The sequence below is a fragment of the Yinghuangia sp. ASG 101 genome (assembly GCF_021165735.1).
Lineage (GTDB): Bacteria > Actinomycetota > Actinomycetes > Streptomycetales > Streptomycetaceae > Yinghuangia.
In genome coordinates this window covers 3,904,851-3,920,178 of sequence record NZ_CP088911.1, presented here as the reverse complement: position 1 = coordinate 3,920,178, position 15,328 = coordinate 3,904,851, and the positions used below count along the sequence as shown (strand labels likewise).

Sequence of the window (15,328 nt, the reverse complement as noted above, 5' to 3'; positions counted from 1 at the left end):
AGATCTGGTATGAAGATGTCATGAGTTCTCAGAGCAGCAAGCAAATGGCGCTCGTCGCGTTCATGCAGGCGGGCAGCACCTCCGTCTACGCCGGCTCGTGGCGGCACCCCGCCGCGGACCTGCGCTTCCTGGAAGCCGGCTACTACGCCGACCTGGGCCGACTGCTCGAACTGGGTTGTTTCGACCTCATGTTCTTCGACGACCGCCTCGCGATGCCCGGCATCTACGGCGATTCCGTCGCCGAGGCGGTCCGCACCGGCGCGCGCCCGATCAAGCTGGACCTCAGCTCCGTCCTGGGCGTCCTCGCGGGGGCGACCTCGCGCATCGGCCTGGGCGCCACGTACTCGACGACCTACTACGCGCCGTTCCACGTCGCGCGGACATTCGGCACGCTCGACCACCTGAGCCGAGGCCGCGCGGCCTGGAACGTCGTGACGTCCGTCAACGACAGCGAGGCCCAGAACTTCGGCGCCGACATCCACCTCGGCCCCGAGGAGCGCTACGACCGCGCCGACGACTTCCTCCAGGCGGTCACCGGCCTGTGGGACAGCTGGGAGGACGACGCCTTCATCCTCGACCGCGAGGGCGGCGTCTTCGCCGACCCGTCGAAGGTGCACGAACTGCGCTACAGCGGCACCCACTTCAACGTGCGCGGCCCCCTCACCGTGCCGCGTACGCCGCAGGGCCGTCCCGTGGTCATGCAGGCCGGATCGTCCGGCCGCGGCCGGGACTTCGCGGCCCGCTGGGCCGAGCTGATCTTCACCGGCGACCCGGGCCTCGAGGTCGCCCGCGCGCACTACGCCGACCAGAAGAAGCGCATCGCGGAACTGGGCCGGGACCCCCAGAGCGTCAAGATGTGCCCGATGGCGTACGTCGTCGTCGGCGAGTCCGAGGCCCAGGCCCAGGAACGCGAGGGCGTGTTCCTGAACGACCTGGTCGACCCGATGGCCTCGCTCACGCTGCTGTCCGAGCTGATGAACTACGACTTCTCGGCGCACGGCCTCGACGACGTCGTCACCGACGAGCTGATCGCGTCCACCACCGGCATCCGCGGCCTCGTGCAGAACCTGCGCTCGCACATCGGCGGGACGGTCCGCATCCGCGACCTGGCCGGGCACCGCGCGACGCTGCTCCAGGGCCCGCGCTTCGTCGGCACCCCCAAGCAGGTCGCCGACCAGATGGAGGAGTGGTTCACGAGCGACGCCTGCGACGGGTTCACGCTCGCGGCGACGCACTTCCCCGGAGCGTTCGACGACGTCGTGCGCATGGTCGTCCCCGAGCTGCAGCGCCGCGGCCTGTTCCGCAAGGAGTACACCGGGAACACGCTGCGCGACCACCTCGGGCTGACCCGGCCCGAGCCGTCGAAGCCGTCCGAACGAGGCGATGATGTCTGAGTACACGGGCCGCGAGGAGGAGGCACCGCGATGACGGCGGAACGACCCGACACCGCCGTCGCCGAGCCGGTCGGCGGGGCGACCATCGACCCCAAGGAATTCCGCCACCTCATCGGGCACTTCGCCACCGGGGTCACGGTCGTGACGACCAGTGACGCCGGCGCGGTCCACGGGACCACCGTCAGCGCGCTGACCTCGGTCTCCCTCGAACCGCCGACGCTGCTCGTCTGCCTCAACCGGACCTCGCTGACCGGCCGGGCGATCGCCAACAGCGGGCACTTCGCGGTCAACATCCTCGCCGAGGGCCAGGAGGCCGCGGCGTTCCACTTCGCGCGCTCGGGATCCGACGTCGCCGCCTTCCCGACGACGCCGGGGCGGTACGGCTCCCCGCTGCTCGCCGACGCGCTCGTCACCTTCGAGTGCCGTGTCACCAACGCGGTCACCGCGGGCACACACTCCGTGGTGATCGGCGAGGTGGAGGCCGCGACGGGCTCCACGGGCAGGCCGCTGGCCTACTTCCGCGGGCAGTTCGGCCGCCTCGTGGTGGAGGACAAGTAACGGCGTTTTCCACGCGACCGCCCTCCGTTTCCCCGGCCACGCCGAGCCGGGGAGCGGAGGGCGGTCGCGTGGGGTCGGCCGCACCCTGCCGGCCGACCCCACGCACGAAAGCGCCCGGTGGGGCCGCGGTCAGGACGTACGGACCTTGTATCCCGCGATCCGCGCGGCCAGTTGCGCCGCGCGCCGCTCCGGGGTGACGCGCGGAAGCCCCAGACCGGCGACGTCGGCGAGCTTGACCACGCGGAAGCCGCGGGCGAGGGACGCCGGGTCGATGCTCCCCGCGTCGGGGACCGCCTGCCAGCGCATGAGCGCGAGTCCGCTGTGCTGCCCGGCGGTGGAGAGCCAGTTGGCGACGCCGGGGTCCGCAGCCGCGATCACGTAGGTGACGGTGCCGTCCGCGTCGGGCGTGGACTGCGAGTTGTTCAGCGAGACCTGGTGCCGCGTGGAGTCGGCGCTGATCATCCACGGGTCCATGACCTGGAAGCCGGTGTACGCGGCGCGGGTCGGGTCCATGGTGACGACGACCGCCTCGTCGGGCGCGAGATCGTAGCCGATCGCGACCGTGAACCCGGCGAGGCTGCCGGTCCGGGTGTGACCCGGGCTGATCACGTTGCCCTTGAGACCGCCGAACCAGACCTCCGGGAACCCCGACCAGAACGCGACGTACGGCGGCAGGTCCTTGTACGTCGCCCGCAGGATGTCCTCGTCGGTGAACTCCCGGGGCGTGACGGCGTCCAGCGGGCGCAGCTCCAACGCGCACGGCACCTGGCCGCTCCAGTCGGCGAGCATGTCCCGGATGCCGAGGGTGAGCACACCCGGCTTCGCGACCATGTGGACCGGGCTCTCGGGCTCGGGGCCGACCGTGAAGCGGAACGTGCCGTCCGAGGCGACGTCGAGATCCCGGTCGGTGATGCTCGCGAGCGGCATCAGGTCCGAGAAGTTGCCGTCCATCGGCGGCGGCGTGACCTTGGCGCCCTTGTGCAGTTCGAGTGTCACCTGCGCCGGGCGCCGGGCCGGGTCGAAGCGGCCCAGCACCTCGTACCGTTGCGTGCCGTCGATCACCGCGAGGCGGTAGAACGCGTCCGGATTGTCGCCGGACGTCCCGACGCCCGGCAGGGTGTGGCCGAGCCAGGTGCGGGGTGTGTTGTCGGTGCCCCACGTGAACGCCGGGACCGGCTGGTGAATGGAAATCTCGGCCATCACCAGGGAGTTCGTCCACAGGTCCACGGCGTGGTCCAGCGTCGCCGCGCCGGACGCCGTCCGGCCGCGGGGGGTGGCCGCCAGGCCGTCCCGGATCGAGGTCTTGACGCGCTGGAGTTCGGGGTCGCGGAGCAGGCGCAGCAGCGTCCGCTCCGCGTCCTGCTGCGCGGGAGTGGCCAGGCGGGGTCGGTCGGCTGCCGAGAAGGGCATGCGAGTGCTCCCATGGTTCGTGTCGTCGACGTTCATACTTCCTCCTCGGAGCCGGGTAGCCGGGCCCCGACGTCGGCCGTCCCGGGGTCAGGACAGGTAGGTCGCGCCGAACGCCTCCAGGAACTCGAAGGTGGCGGCGGGGCTTCGGGTGGGTTTCGAGATCACGACAGCGGTGACGCCGGCCTTCTCCATGCCGGCCAAGGCCTCGCGGTGGCGGTCGGGCTCGGCGGTGGGGGTGTGGACGGACTGGTCGCGGTAGGCGCACTGCACGTCGATCGTGTCCGTGCGACCGGCCGCCGCCGCCGCGTCCCGGACCTCGGTGATCAGGCCCGCGAGTTCGGCCACCGAGCCGATCGTCGCGGTCCGGGTGGCCGTGCTGAGCCGGGACGAGCCGATCATGGGCATCCAGCCCTGGGCGCGTTCGGCCACGCGGCGGCGGCTCAGCATGGAGTTGCCGCCGATCCAGATCGGGATGGGGTCCTGCACCGGGCGCGGCCGGGCGACGACGTCGCGGGCCTCGAAGTGGCGGCCCCGGTAGCCGAACGGCTCGCCGCTCCAGTGCAGCGGCAGCACGTCCAACACCTCGTCGAACAGCGCGTTGCGTTCGTCCATGTCCACGCCCAGCGCGTGGAACTCGGACTTGTGGTAGCCGGCGCCCAGCCCGAGCACGAGCCGTCCGCCCGAGAGCTTGTCGACGGTGGCCGCCGCCTTGGCCAGCAGGAACGGGTTCCGGTACGGCGCCACCACGAGGTTCGTGTGCAGCCGCAGGCGTGTGGTCGCGGCTGCCGCGTACGCGAGCCCGGCGAACGGGTCGAGGGTCTGGTGCCCGGTGGTGGTCAGCCACCGCAGGCCGGGAACGGGGTGCTCACTCAGCGAGATCCCGTCGAACCCGGCCCGCTCGGCCGCCGCCGCGACCTCGTGCAGCGGACCGGCGTCGAGCACGTCGCCGTCCGGCCCGCTCGGCTCCGGATAGTGGTAGATGAAGCGCATTTTGCTCTCGTCTCGGTGACGCGACGGCCGCACGGCCACGACGTCAGTCGATGTCCCGGAGTGCGCCGAGGACTGTGTGGGTGAGTTCGGGGCGGCAGATGAGGAGGTCGGGGAGGTAGGGGTTGGGTTGGTTGTAGTGGAGGGGTGTGCCGTCGAGGCGGGAGACGTGGAGGCCGGCGGCTGCGGCGACGGCGACGGGGGCGCAGGAGTCCCATTCGTATTGGCCGCCGGAGTGGGCGTAGACGTCGACGTCGCCGCGGATGACGGCCATGGCTTTCGCGCCGGCGGAGCCCATCGGGACGAGGGTGGCGTCGAGGTGGGTGGCGAGGTGGTCGGTGCACGCGGGTGGGCGGGTGCGGGAGACCGCGAGGCGGACGGGGCCGGGGACGGGGGCGGCGAGTTTGGGTGGCTCTCCGGTGTGCAGGACGAGGTCGGCGGCGGGGAGGGCGACGGCTCCGACCGCGGGTGTTCCGTTGATGGTGAGGGCGACGTGGACGGCCCAGTCGTCGCGGGGTGGTTCGCCGTATTCGCGGGTGCCGTCGAGGGGGTCGACGATCCAGACGCGGTCGTGGGTCAGGCGGATTTTGTCGTCGGCGCTTTCCTCGGACAGGATCGCGTCGTCGGGGCGGGCGTGGGCGAGGAGGCGCAGGAGGAGTTCGTTGGATTCCCGGTCGCCTTGTCTGCCGCCTCCGGGGGTGCGGATTTTGCGCAGGAGGGCGCCCGCTTGTGCCGCGACGGCGGCGGCGAGGGTGTGGTCGTCCATGGCTCAGGCTCCCGTCGGCGGCGCGAGATAGCCGGCATCGCGCAGGTGGGAAACCACCTGGGCGGCGGCTTCCTCGGCGGTGTGGGTGCCGCTCGCGTCGATGCGCAGTTCGGGGTTCTCGGGGGGTTCGTAGGGGGAGTCGATGCCGGTGAAGTTGGTGATCTCGCCGCGTCGGGCTTTGGCGTACAGGCCCTTGCGGTCGCGGGATTCGGCGACGGAGAGGGGGGTGTCGACGTGGATCTCGATGAATTCGCCGTCGTCGAGGAGTTCGCGCGCGAGGCGGCGTTCGGCGCGGAAGGGGGAGATGAAGGAGGCGAGGACGATGGTGCCGGCGTCGACCATGAGGCGGGCGACCTCGGTGACGCGGCGGATGTTCTCGACGCGGTCGGCGTCGGTGAACCCGAGGTCCTTGTTGAGGCCGTGGCGGACGTTGTCCCCGTCGAGGAGGTAGGTGTGGAACCCCTCGGCGTGGAGGCGTTGTTCGACCAGGTTCGCGATCGTCGACTTGCCCGCCCCGGACAGGCCGGTGAACCACAGCACCGCGGGTTTCTGCCCCTTCAGCGTTGCGCGGGCGGTCTTGTCGACGTCGACGGCCTGCCAGTGCACGTTGTCCGCGCGGCGCAGCGCGAAGTGGAGGAGTCCGGCGGCGACGGTGGTGTTGGTGAACCGGTCGATGAGGATGAATCCGCCCATGTCCCGGTTGACCGTGTACGGGTCGAACGGCACGGGCCGGTCGAGGTGGAGGTTGCACACGCCGATCTCGTTCAGCTCCAGCGTCCGCGCCGCGGTGTGTTCGAGGGTGTTGACGTTGACCGTGTACTTGGGCCGCGCCACCGTCGCACCGACCGTGCGGGTGCCGAGTTTGAGGAGGTACGAGCGTCCCGGGAGCAGGGGCTCGTCGCTCATCCACACCAAGTGGCATTCGAACTGGTCGGCCACACCGGGAGGTTCGGACGCGCCGGCGATCACGTCGCCGCGGCTGACGTCGATCTCGTCGGCGAGGGTGAGCGTCACCGACTGCCCGGCCACCGCCTGGTCGAGGTCCCCGTCGTGCGTGACGACGCGGGCGACCCTCGACTCACGCCCGGAGGGCAACACCCGTATCGCGTCCCCGGGTTGGACGGTCCCGCCGGCGATCTGGCCGGAGAACCCGCGGAAGTCCAGGTCGGGGCGGTTGACCCACTGCACCGGCAACCGGAACGGGCCGGTCGCGGCGTCGTCGGCGATCTCGACGGTCTCCAGGTGCTCGATCAGCGACGGCCCGGTGTACCAGGGGGTGTTGGGGCCGGCCTCGGTGATGTTGTCGCCGCGCAGCGCCGACATCGGGATGCACGTGATGTCGGTCAGGCCGACCTGGGCGGCGAACGCGCGGTAGTCGGCCTCGATCCGATCGAAGACCTCCTGTGAGTAGTCGACGAGGTCGAGTTTGTTGACCGCGACGACGACGTGCCGGATCCCGAGGAGGGAGACGAGGTGGCTGTGGCGGCGGGTCTGCGTCAGCACGCCCTTGCGCGCGTCGATCAGGATCACCGCGAGGTCGGCCGTGGACGCGCCGGTGACCATGTTGCGGGTGTACTGCTCGTGCCCGGGGGTGTCCGCGACGATGAACTTGCGCCGCTCGGTGGAGAAGAACCGGTACGCGACATCGATCGTGATGCCCTGCTCCCGCTCCGCCGCCAAACCGTCCACCAGCAAGGCGAAGTCCAACTCGCCGCCCTGGGTGCCGACCGTCCTCGAGTCGGCCTCCAACGCCGCCAAGTGGTCGGAGAACACCAGTTTGGAGTCGTAGAGCAGGCGTCCGATCAGGGTGGACTTGCCGTCGTCGACGCTGCCGCACGTGATGAACCGCAGCATCGACTTGCGCTCATGACGGCGCAGGTACTCCTCGATATCGCTCGCGACCAGGTCGTTCGTGGTGTGCGCCATCAGAAGTACCCCTCCTGCTTCTTCTTCTCCATGGACCCGGACGAGTCGTGGTCGATGACGCGGCCCTCGCGCTCCGAACTCGTCGTCAGCAACATCTCCCGCACGATCCCCGTCAGCGTGTCCGCCTCCGACTCCACCGCACCCGTCAGCGGGTAGCAGCCCAGCGTCCGGAACCTGACACTGCGCCGCTCGGGCACCTCCCCCGGCTTGAGCGGCATCCGGTCGTCGTCCACCATGATCAGCGCCCCGTCCCGCTCCACCACCGGCCGCGGGGCCGCGAAGTACAGCGGCACGATCGGTATCCGCTCGCGGTGGATGTACTGCCACACGTCCAGCTCGGTCCAGTTCGACAGCGGGAACACCCGCAGCGACTCGCCCTGCTGCTTGCGCGCGTTGTACAGCCGCCACAACTCCGGCCGCTGCTGCCTCGGATCCCACCGGTGCTGCGTCGACCGCACCGAGAACACCCGCTCCTTCGCCCGCGACTTCTCCTCGTCCCGCCGCGCACCCCCGAACGCCAGGTCGAAGCCGTGCAGGTCCAAGGCCTGCTTCAGGCCCTCGGTCTTCCACATGTCGGTGTGCGTCGCCGAGCCGTGGTCGAACGGGTTGATCCCCCGCTCCACACACTCCGGATTCCGGTACACCAGCAAATCCACGCCCAGTTCGGCGACGACCTTGTCCCGGAACTCGTACATCGCCCGGAACTTCCACGTCGTATCCACATGCAGCAACGGAAACGGCGGCTTCGACGGATGAAACGCCTTCATCGCCAGATGCAGCATCACCGCACTGTCCTTGCCGACCGAATACAACATCACCGGCCGCTCCGCCTCCGAGACCGCCTCCCGGAAAATCTGAATACTCTCCGCCTCAAGACGCTCAAGATGTGTCAGTCGCCCCATGGTCGGGCTGCCCTTCTCCGTTGGTTTCCGTCGAGGCCGCGGTCCCGCGCGCCGCAGGGCCGCCGCGGACGCGTCGCGTCGCCGGCGGCGAGCCGTGTCGACCCGGGTGTCAGCGCGGCGTGCAGTATCGGGATGTGTAGTCCGCGAACAGGGGGCGGACCCGGTCGAGGTCGACTCCGAACGTCGCGGGGTCGGGGTGGACATTGGGCTCGCGGTTGGCCGCGAACTCCTTCCACCAATCCCGCATGCCGGCTTCGAACGCGGGGGTGACCGGTTCCCCGAGCCACGCGTACAACCCCTCGATCTGCTCGATGGGTTCGGTCTGCATCGCCCGGAAGTCGATGTCGTGGAACCGCTGTTCGCCGCGCTGCTCGGAGCGCTCGCGGAAGGCGAGCGCCCGTGCCATGCCGACCGACCAGTGCTCGACGTTCAGTTCGCCGATGTAATGGGTGTCGATGTCGTCGCTGAATCGGCCCGTGACCTCGGTACACAGGTCGGCGACGGACAGGATGACCGCGGTGGGGTCGCGGTGCGTCCACACGAATCGCGCGTCGGGGAACGCCTGGTCGAGGGAATCGAGGAACAACAGGTGCGCGGGGGTCTTCAGCCGCCACGGCCGGGTCGGGAAGCCCCACTGCAACAGCTTGAGGACGCGGCGCTCGTACGCGTACGCCGAGGCGCAATCCGCGTCGTACAGCAGCCACGTCGAATAGTTCGGGACGTACGCGAACGCCTGGAAGACGTGCGACTTGAAGTCCAGTGCCAGCAGCGACAGGCACTCCATGGGACCGGTCGGGCTGCCCGGCAGCATCGCCAGCGTGCGCGGCGACAGCTTGGCGATCTGCGCCAGTTCGGCCTTCGCCGTCTCGACGCGCGGGTCGGGGCCGTCGACCGTCGACGGCGGCGGGCACGGCTGCGACGCCTCCCACCGCAGCAGCGACCTCGCCTGCGGGTCCTCCGCGAGCAGGAACGACAGCGCGGTCGACCCGGTGCGCGGCAGGCCGATGCCGAAGAGCGGTGCCTCGATCGGTTCGTCGTCGATCTCGGGGTGGCGCCGGTACCAGTCCTCGACCTGGAGGCGCTGGCCGAGCATGTCGACGAGGATCTTGCGGAGGGCCACTTGGCCGACCGCGTTCAGCCTGGCGTGCTCGCGCAGGTCGCGTACGAGAATCTCCAGGCCCTCGCGGAAGGCGTCGTCCCCGAAGTCGTCCAGGCCCGTCTCGGCCCGTGCGGCGTCGAGCAGTTCGTCATGTGGTCCCATGGGCAAGCCCTTCGACGGCCGTCCGGCCCGGCAGCGGGCGGGACGGTGTTCAACGTGGACGTGGCGGGGGGCGGTCACCGTGTGCGGCCCCGGCCGGTCGACGGAGGGCCGACCGGCCGGAACGGTCACATCACCTGTGAACGGGCCGGTCAGGCGCGCATGTTGGCGCCGCCGTCGATGGCCCAGGCCTGGCCGTTGATCCATTCGGCGTCGTCCGAGAGCAGGAACGCCACGACGGCGCCGAGGTCGCTCGGGCGGCCCAGACGGGTGGTCGGGACGTTGTCCAGGAACCGCTTCTGGAGTTCGAAGTCCTTTTGCCGCTCCTGGAGTTCGCCCATCACCAGGCCGGGCATCACGGTGTTGCAGCGGACGCCCTTGGGCCCCCAGTTCCCGGCGACGTGCCGGGCGAGGGAGTTGACCGCCGACTTCGACGCCGCGTACGCCGGACGCAGGCGGTCGCCGCCGCTGACCGCCGCGCCCGACGAGCAGTTGACGATGCTCCCGCCGCCGTTCTCCACAAGGTGCGGCAGCACCGCGCGGATGGTGCGGACGTACCCGACGACGTTCACGTCCAGCGTGCGGTGCCACACGTCGAGGTCGTTCTCCACCACCGACTTGTCGCGCCCCAGGTTGCCCGGAGACAGGTCCGCACCCACGTTGAACAGCCCGTGTACGGTGCCGAATTCGCTGATCGTCGTCGCGACGAGGCGGTCGACTGTGGCCTCGTCGGCCAGGTCGAAGTGCACCGCGATCGCGGTGCCCCCGCTCTTGTTGATCTTCTCGGCGGTGGCCTCGGCGCCCGGGAGGTTGATGTCGCCGACGACGACCTTCGCCCCCTCCTCACCGAGCCGCAGCGCTGCCCCGGCCCCGACCCCGGTCGCTCCGCCCGCCACGATGAACACCTTGCCTGCGAGTCCGCGCATTCTGCTCCACGCTCCGAAATGGTCAGCTGGGGTTGTCGATGTCGATGTCGATGCCGGGGGCGTTGTCAGCCCATCCACTGGCCGCCGGCGACGTCGATGGTCTGGCCGCACATGTAGTCGGCGGCCTCGGAGGCGAGGTACGCCACCATGTTGGCGACCTCTTCGGGCAGGCAGACGCGGCCGAGCTGGACCTGGTGCTGAATCGCGTTGTGGATCGAGGCGCGGCCCGCCCGCTGTCCGTCGTTCTGCGGGTTGAGGACCATGTCCTTCATGTCGGGCTTGATCATGATCCCGGGGGCGACGCCGAGGACGTGGATGCCTCGGGACGCGAACTCGTAGGCCAGGTTGCGGGTGAAGCCGATGACACCGGCCTTGGCCGCGCAGTACACCGTCAGGCCGGGCTGCTGGACGCGTCCGCCGACCGCCCCGATGTTGATGATCCGCCCCGAGCCCTGCGGCAGGAAGTGCTCGAGTGCCGCGTGCGCGCCGTACATCATCATCGTCAGACTGCCGAGCATGGTCTGGTCGATGTCTTCTTTGGTGTGCTTCTCGAAGGCCCCGCCGACCACCATGACCGGGTTGTTGATCATGATGTCGAGGCCGCCGAGCGCTTCCTTGCTCTCCGCCACGGCACGGTGGACCTGGTCCCAGTCCGAAAGGTCCGCGAGGATCGGGTAGGCCTTCACGCCCCAGCGCTTCTCGATCTCCGCCGCGCGCTTTTCGACCTTGGAGAGGGTGCGGCCGATCAACGCGACATCGGCACCGGAGCCGGCGAGGCGATTCGCGGTCGCCTGGCCCAGTCCGTCGCCCCCGGCACCCGTGACGATCGCCTTTTTCCCGCTCAGGTCGAGAAGATCACTCACGCGCTTTTCGACAATGTGCGTGGGGAGCCGGTCGAACCCCATCAGCTGGGCCCAGTCCGTCTGCTCCGTGGTCATATGCGATCCCCTTTCACCGCTGCACCGGTGGCGATAAATCCGGCCCGTCGTTCCAGGCCCGACCAGGCCGTTTCCAGCGATGCTAAGACCGCGTCCCGGCTCCCGGCCAATACAAAATATGGCCGCCAGTTATACAGGGCCTGTATAGCCAGGGGACCGGGAGTGCGCCTGCGGACGTTCCCGGCGCCGAAGGCGACGCGCACCGGGGTGACCGGGATCGATCCATCGCGTATCCTCTGGCAACTCCATTGAGTAATCATAACGTTGCCGTGTGTCATCCAAGATCTCCGTGGGTGCGCGGAACGCCCTCTTTATCCCGCCCCGGCGTCGAGCCCCCACGTGTCCCTCCTCTCCCAAGCCGCCCCCGCCCCGGCGGGTATATCCCACGCCACTACCCAAGCCTTTCTGCGATTCGCGCGGTCCTGGCAATTGCGTGTGAATACCGTCGCCGTCGCGTATCGGTGGCGTTTTCTTTCTCGTGCGCGCGGCGCGGTCGCATTCCGAGAAATCGCACACGGGTCTGTTTGTCGTCGGCGGATACCTTCGCATCGGCGGCGGGACGCGTCGCCGGACCCCGCCGGTGGTCCTCGCGTGCCGACGGCGGGCAAGGAGCGCAGTATGAGGTGTGAGGGATTGTCGGGGTGTCCGGTGGGTGTGGTCGGGGGGTCGCCCGGAGCGGTGGACGGGAGGCTGGTCGTGTCTGCCGATGACGACGGACTCCGCTGCCTGGTGACGGGGGGAACCGGTTACATCGGCGGACGCCTGGTGCCGGAGCTGCTGGCGGCCGGGCACCGGGTGCGCTGCCTGGCGCGGAATCCGGACAAGCTGCGTGATCACCCATGGCGGGACCGCGTCGAGGTGGCCCGCGGCGACGTGACCGACCCCGCGTCCGTCGCGCGGGCCATGGACGGCGTCGATGTCGCGTATTACCTGGTGCACGCCCTCGGCACCGGGCCGGGTTTCGAGGACACCGACCGCTCGGCGGCCCGCGTTTTCGGCGAGCAGGCCCGGATCGCCGGGGTGCGGCGCGTCGTCTACCTCGGCGGCCTGACACCGGCCGGGGTCGCGGCGGGCCGACTGTCGCCGCACCTGCGGTCGCGCGCCGAGGTGGGGGACATCCTGCTGGCGTCCGGCGTGCCCACCACCGTGCTGCGGGCCGCCGTCATTCTCGGGTCCGGCTCCGCGTCGTTCGAGATGCTGCGCTATCTGACCGAACGCCTCCCGGTCATGGTCACGCCGCGTTGGGTGCGTACGCGCGTCCAGCCCATCGCGGTGCGGGACGTGCTGCGCTACCTGGTGGGCAGCGCCCGCATGCCGGCGAAGGTCAGCCGCACGTTCGACATCGGCGGGCCGGAGGTGCTGACGTACCTGGAGATGATGCGCCGGTACGCGGCGATGGCCGGCCTCCCGCACCGGCTGATCGTGCCCGTCCCGGTGCTGACGCCCCGGTTGTCCAGCCTCTGGGTCGGCCTCGTGACCCCCGTCCCGGCGTCGATCGCCCGCCCGCTCACCGAGTCGCTGCGGCACGAGGTCGTGTGCCGGGATCACGACATCGCCCTGTATGTCCCCGATCCGCCGGGGTATCCCCTCGGCTTCGACGCGGCGGTGTCGTCCGCCCTGCGGCGGGTGCGCGAGGCCCAGGTGGCCACGCGCTGGTCGTCCGCGTCGGTGCCCGGCTCACCCGGGGACCCGCTGCCCACCGACCCCAACTGGGCCGGCGGCAGCCTCTACACCGACGAGCGCGAACTCCCGGTCGACGCCTCGCGCGAGGCCCTGTGGCGGGTGATCGAGGGCATCGGCGGCGAGAACGGCTGGTACTCCTTTCCGCTCGCGTGGGCGGTGCGCGGGTGGCTGGACCGGCTGGTGGGCGGGGTCGGACTGCGCCGCGGGCGCCGCGACGCCCAGCGCCTGCGGGTCGGTGACTCGCTCGACTTCTGGCGCGTCGAGGAGATCGAGCCGGGCCACCTGCTCCGGCTGCGCGCCGAGATGCGGCTGCCGGGCCGGGCCTGGCTGGAGATGTACGCCGAGACGGACACCGAGGGGCGGTCCCGCTACCGGCAGCGTGCGCTGTTCCACCCACGCGGGTTGCTCGGCGAGGTGTACTGGTGGGGTGTGTCGCCGTTCCACGCGGTCGTCTTCGGCGGTATGGCCCGCAACATCGCGGACGCCGCGGCGAATCGCATCCCGGCCCCGTGACGGCGGGCCGCCGCGTGCGAAGGCGGCGGTCGAGCGCGGCGGTCGGGGGCGGTGTCCCTGCCGCCATTCGGGTTCCCGCCGTCCCGCGTTGAGGTGAACCGGTCGACCGCCGCGCGGGCGGCTGCCGAAGACAACAGCGCGACGTGTGTCGCCCGCCGACCGACCCAGGGGGATCCTTGACCGTCTCCGTCGTCTTGTTCACATCCGACCTTCGTCTGCACGACCATCCGCCGCTGCACGCGGCCGTCGCCACGGCGGACGAGGTCGTGCCGTTGTTCGTCCGCGACCGGGGCATCGAGGCCGCCGGATTCGCGGCGCCGAACCGGCTCGCCTTTCTCGCGGACTGCCTGGCCGACCTGGACGCGGGATTGCGCGCCCGAGGGGGCCGCCTGGTCGTCCGCGAGGGCGACGTGGTGAAGGAAGTCTGCGCGCTCGCGCACCAGGTGGGTGCGGGCGAGGTGCACGTCGCGGCGGGGGTCAGTGCGTACGCCCGCCGCCGGGAGGAGCGACTGGGCGAGGAACTCGCCTCGATCGGGGCGCGGCTCCGGGTCCACGACGGTGTGGTCACCGTCGTGCCGCCCGGCGCGGTCGTCCCGGCCGGGCGCGACCACTTCGCGGTGTTCACTCCGTACTTCCGCCGCTGGTCGCACGAACGCCCGCGCGAACCCCTGCCCGCGCCACGGCGGTTGCGCGTGCCGGACACCGCCGAGCCGGGGCGGCCGGTCGACCGGGCGGACGTGCCCGGGACATCCCCGGGGCTCGCCCGGGGCGGGGAGACGGAAGGACGCGGGCGAAGCGCGGCCTGGCTGCGGAAGGACGCGGAAGCGTACGCGGAGCGCCACGACGACCTGGCCGGCGACGCGACCTCGCGGCTCTCCCCGCACCTGCACTTCGGCACCCTCTCCGCCCTCGAACTCACGTACCGGGCCCGTGAGTCGGGCGCCAGCGGCGCCGAGGCGTTCGTCCGGCAACTGTGCTGGCGCGACTTCCACCACCAGGTGCTCGCGGCCCGCCCCGCGGCGTCCTGGACGGACTACCGCCCGCGCGGCGACCGGTGGCGCACCGGGCCGGACGCCGACGCGGCGATCGACGCCTGGAAACAGGGGCTCACCGGTTTCCCCGTCGTCGACGCCGCGCTGCGGCAACTCGCCCACGAGGGGTGGATGCACAACCGGGCGCGGTTGATCACCGCGAGCTTCCTCGCCAAGACCCTGTACATCGATTGGCGCGTCGGCGCCCGCCACTTCCTCGACCTGCTGGTGGACGGGGACATGGCCGACAACCAGCTGAACTGGCAATGGGTCGCGGGCACCGGGACGGATACGCGCCCCAACCGCGTGCTCAACCCGATCGCGCAGAGCCGCAGGCACGATCCGGACGGCACGTACATCCGCCGCTGGCTGCCCGAACTCGCCGGTGTGGCGGGCTCCGCGGTCCACGAGCCGTGGAAGCTGCCCGACGGCGACCGCCCCGCGTACCCGGCACCGATCGTCGAACTGTCCGACGCCACACGGAGGTTCCGCCGCGCACGCGGCTGAGTCGATCGGGACGGCGGTGCGTGGTCGGCGCGTTTCGTCCGGCCACGCACCCCCCGCCCGTCAGTAGCCTCCGCCGCCGCCCCCACCGCTGCCGCCCGTGATGATGGCGTTGCCGTTGGCATCCAGGACGTACCACAGCGCACCGAACTGGTTCAGGCCCTGGCCGTTGGTGTTACCCGGCTGCTGGTCACCCTGGAACAGGTACAAGGGGTGGCTGTTGTACGTCACCTGCGTGATCCCGTCGGGGCGGACCGTCGTACCGAGGAGATTGGCCTTGGCGTTCCCGCCCGCCGTGGGCGGCGCGGGAGCCGGCAACGGTGGCCAGACCACGGCGCAATCCCCGGTGCAGGTCGAGGTGTTGGCCGTGTCGGCCTCGAACATGTAGAGCGTGCGGCCGGTGGCGTCCACGAGGACCGTCCCCGGGGCGGTGTTCCGGGTGTCCACCGTGCCGGTGCCCATAGTGGGGGAGGGGGACTTCGAGGACGATCCTCCGCCGTTGTCCGAGCATGCACTCGACAACGCCACGAGG

General features: G+C 70.7%; 13 protein-coding genes. 4 read left to right on the top strand and 9 right to left on the bottom strand.

Features of this window, described 5'->3' with window-relative positions; genetic code table 11:
* Window positions 1–20 precede the first annotated feature (20 nt).
* Both LO772_RS16710 and LO772_RS16705 read left to right on the top strand, forming a co-directional pair.
* Complete coding sequence (locus tag LO772_RS16710; protein ID WP_231779195.1) at window positions 21–1,394, top strand: LLM class flavin-dependent oxidoreductase; 1,374 nt, start codon at window positions 21–23, stop codon at window positions 1,392–1,394.
* 30 nt (window positions 1,395–1,424) lie between these two features.
* Window positions 1,425–1,952, top strand: coding sequence for a flavin reductase family protein (locus tag LO772_RS16705; RefSeq protein ID WP_231779194.1), 528 nt, complete (start codon window positions 1,425–1,427; stop codon window positions 1,950–1,952).
* 129 nt (window positions 1,953–2,081) lie between these two features.
* Here LO772_RS16705 and LO772_RS16700 read toward each other — a convergent pair whose 3' ends face one another.
* From LO772_RS16700 to LO772_RS16665, 8 genes are all read right to left on the bottom strand, one after another.
* A complete protein-coding gene (locus tag LO772_RS16700; RefSeq protein ID WP_231779193.1) occupies window positions 2,082–3,362 on the bottom strand; it encodes a hypothetical protein in 1,281 nt (426 codons plus the stop codon).
* Window positions 3,363–3,449: 87 nt separating this feature from the next.
* A complete protein-coding gene (locus tag LO772_RS16695) occupies window positions 3,450–4,352 on the bottom strand; it encodes an LLM class F420-dependent oxidoreductase (protein ID WP_231779192.1) in 903 nt (300 codons plus the stop codon).
* 43 nt (window positions 4,353–4,395) lie between these two features.
* Window positions 4,396–5,115: a 3'(2'),5'-bisphosphate nucleotidase CysQ gene (locus LO772_RS16690; RefSeq protein WP_231777510.1), complete on the bottom strand. Its 720-nt coding sequence runs from the start codon at window positions 5,113–5,115 to the stop codon at window positions 4,396–4,398.
* Between the two features lie 3 nt (window positions 5,116–5,118).
* Entirely contained in the window at window positions 5,119–7,041 is a 1,923-nt protein-coding gene (cysN, locus tag LO772_RS16685; protein WP_269453167.1) for a sulfate adenylyltransferase subunit CysN, read from the bottom strand.
* On the bottom strand, window positions 7,041–7,943 hold the full coding sequence (gene cysD / locus LO772_RS16680; protein WP_231779191.1) for a sulfate adenylyltransferase subunit CysD: 903 nt from the start codon (window positions 7,941–7,943) through the stop codon (window positions 7,041–7,043). Before cysD ends, cysN begins: the two co-directional genes overlap by 1 nt.
* Window positions 7,944–8,052: 109 nt before the next feature.
* Entirely contained in the window at window positions 8,053–9,204 is a 1,152-nt protein-coding gene (locus tag LO772_RS16675) for a sulfotransferase family protein (RefSeq protein WP_231779190.1), read from the bottom strand.
* A gap of 149 nt (window positions 9,205–9,353) precedes the next feature.
* On the bottom strand, window positions 9,354–10,127 hold the full coding sequence (locus LO772_RS16670; RefSeq protein ID WP_231779189.1) for an SDR family NAD(P)-dependent oxidoreductase: 774 nt from the start codon (window positions 10,125–10,127) through the stop codon (window positions 9,354–9,356).
* A gap of 65 nt (window positions 10,128–10,192) precedes the next feature.
* Window positions 10,193–11,065 carry an SDR family NAD(P)-dependent oxidoreductase gene (locus LO772_RS16665; protein ID WP_231779188.1) on the bottom strand — a complete coding sequence of 291 codons (873 nt, stop codon included), beginning with the start codon at window positions 11,063–11,065 and terminating at the stop codon, window positions 10,193–10,195.
* Window positions 11,066–11,761: 696 nt separating this feature from the next.
* Here LO772_RS16665 and LO772_RS16660 point away from each other — a divergent pair.
* Both LO772_RS16660 and LO772_RS16655 read left to right on the top strand, forming a co-directional pair.
* Window positions 11,762–13,261 carry an SDR family oxidoreductase gene (locus LO772_RS16660; protein ID WP_231779187.1) on the top strand — a complete coding sequence of 500 codons (1,500 nt, stop codon included), beginning with the start codon at window positions 11,762–11,764 and terminating at the stop codon, window positions 13,259–13,261.
* Between the two features lie 176 nt (window positions 13,262–13,437).
* Entirely contained in the window at window positions 13,438–14,799 is a 1,362-nt protein-coding gene (locus LO772_RS16655; protein WP_231779186.1) for a cryptochrome/photolyase family protein, read from the top strand.
* A gap of 60 nt (window positions 14,800–14,859) precedes the next feature.
* Here the strand turns inward: LO772_RS16655 and LO772_RS16650 are convergent, their stop codons facing one another.
* Entirely contained in the window at window positions 14,860–15,258 is a 399-nt protein-coding gene (locus LO772_RS16650; RefSeq protein ID WP_231779185.1) for a COG4315 family predicted lipoprotein, read from the bottom strand.
* Window positions 15,259–15,328 lie beyond the last annotated feature (70 nt).

Bases quoted from the DNA above. Each gene is read 5' to 3' on its own strand.
- cysN (WP_269453167.1), bottom strand. From the start codon at position 7,041: ATGGCGCACACCACGAACGACCTGGTCGCGAGCGATATCGAGGAGTAC.
- cysD (WP_231779191.1), bottom strand. From the start codon at position 7,943: ATGGGGCGACTGACACATCTTGAGCGTCTTGAGGCGGAGAGTATTCAG.
- LO772_RS16675 (WP_231779190.1), bottom strand. From the start codon at position 9,204: ATGGGACCACATGACGAACTGCTCGACGCCGCACGGGCCGAGACGGGC.
- LO772_RS16665 (WP_231779188.1), bottom strand. From the start codon at position 11,065: ATGACCACGGAGCAGACGGACTGGGCCCAGCTGATGGGGTTCGACCGG.
- LO772_RS16650 (WP_231779185.1), bottom strand. From the start codon at position 15,258: ATGGGCACCGGCACGGTGGACACCCGGAACACCGCCCCGGGGACGGTC.
- LO772_RS16695 (WP_231779192.1), bottom strand. From the start codon at position 4,352: ATGCGCTTCATCTACCACTATCCGGAGCCGAGCGGGCCGGACGGCGAC.
- LO772_RS16700 (WP_231779193.1), bottom strand. From the start codon at position 3,362: ATGCCCTTCTCGGCAGCCGACCGACCCCGCCTGGCCACTCCCGCGCAG.
- LO772_RS16710 (WP_231779195.1), top strand. From the start codon at position 21: ATGAGTTCTCAGAGCAGCAAGCAAATGGCGCTCGTCGCGTTCATGCAG.
- LO772_RS16705 (WP_231779194.1), top strand. From the start codon at position 1,425: ATGACGGCGGAACGACCCGACACCGCCGTCGCCGAGCCGGTCGGCGGG.
- LO772_RS16670 (WP_231779189.1), bottom strand. From the start codon at position 10,127: ATGCGCGGACTCGCAGGCAAGGTGTTCATCGTGGCGGGCGGAGCGACC.
- LO772_RS16690 (WP_231777510.1), bottom strand. From the start codon at position 5,115: ATGGACGACCACACCCTCGCCGCCGCCGTCGCGGCACAAGCGGGCGCC.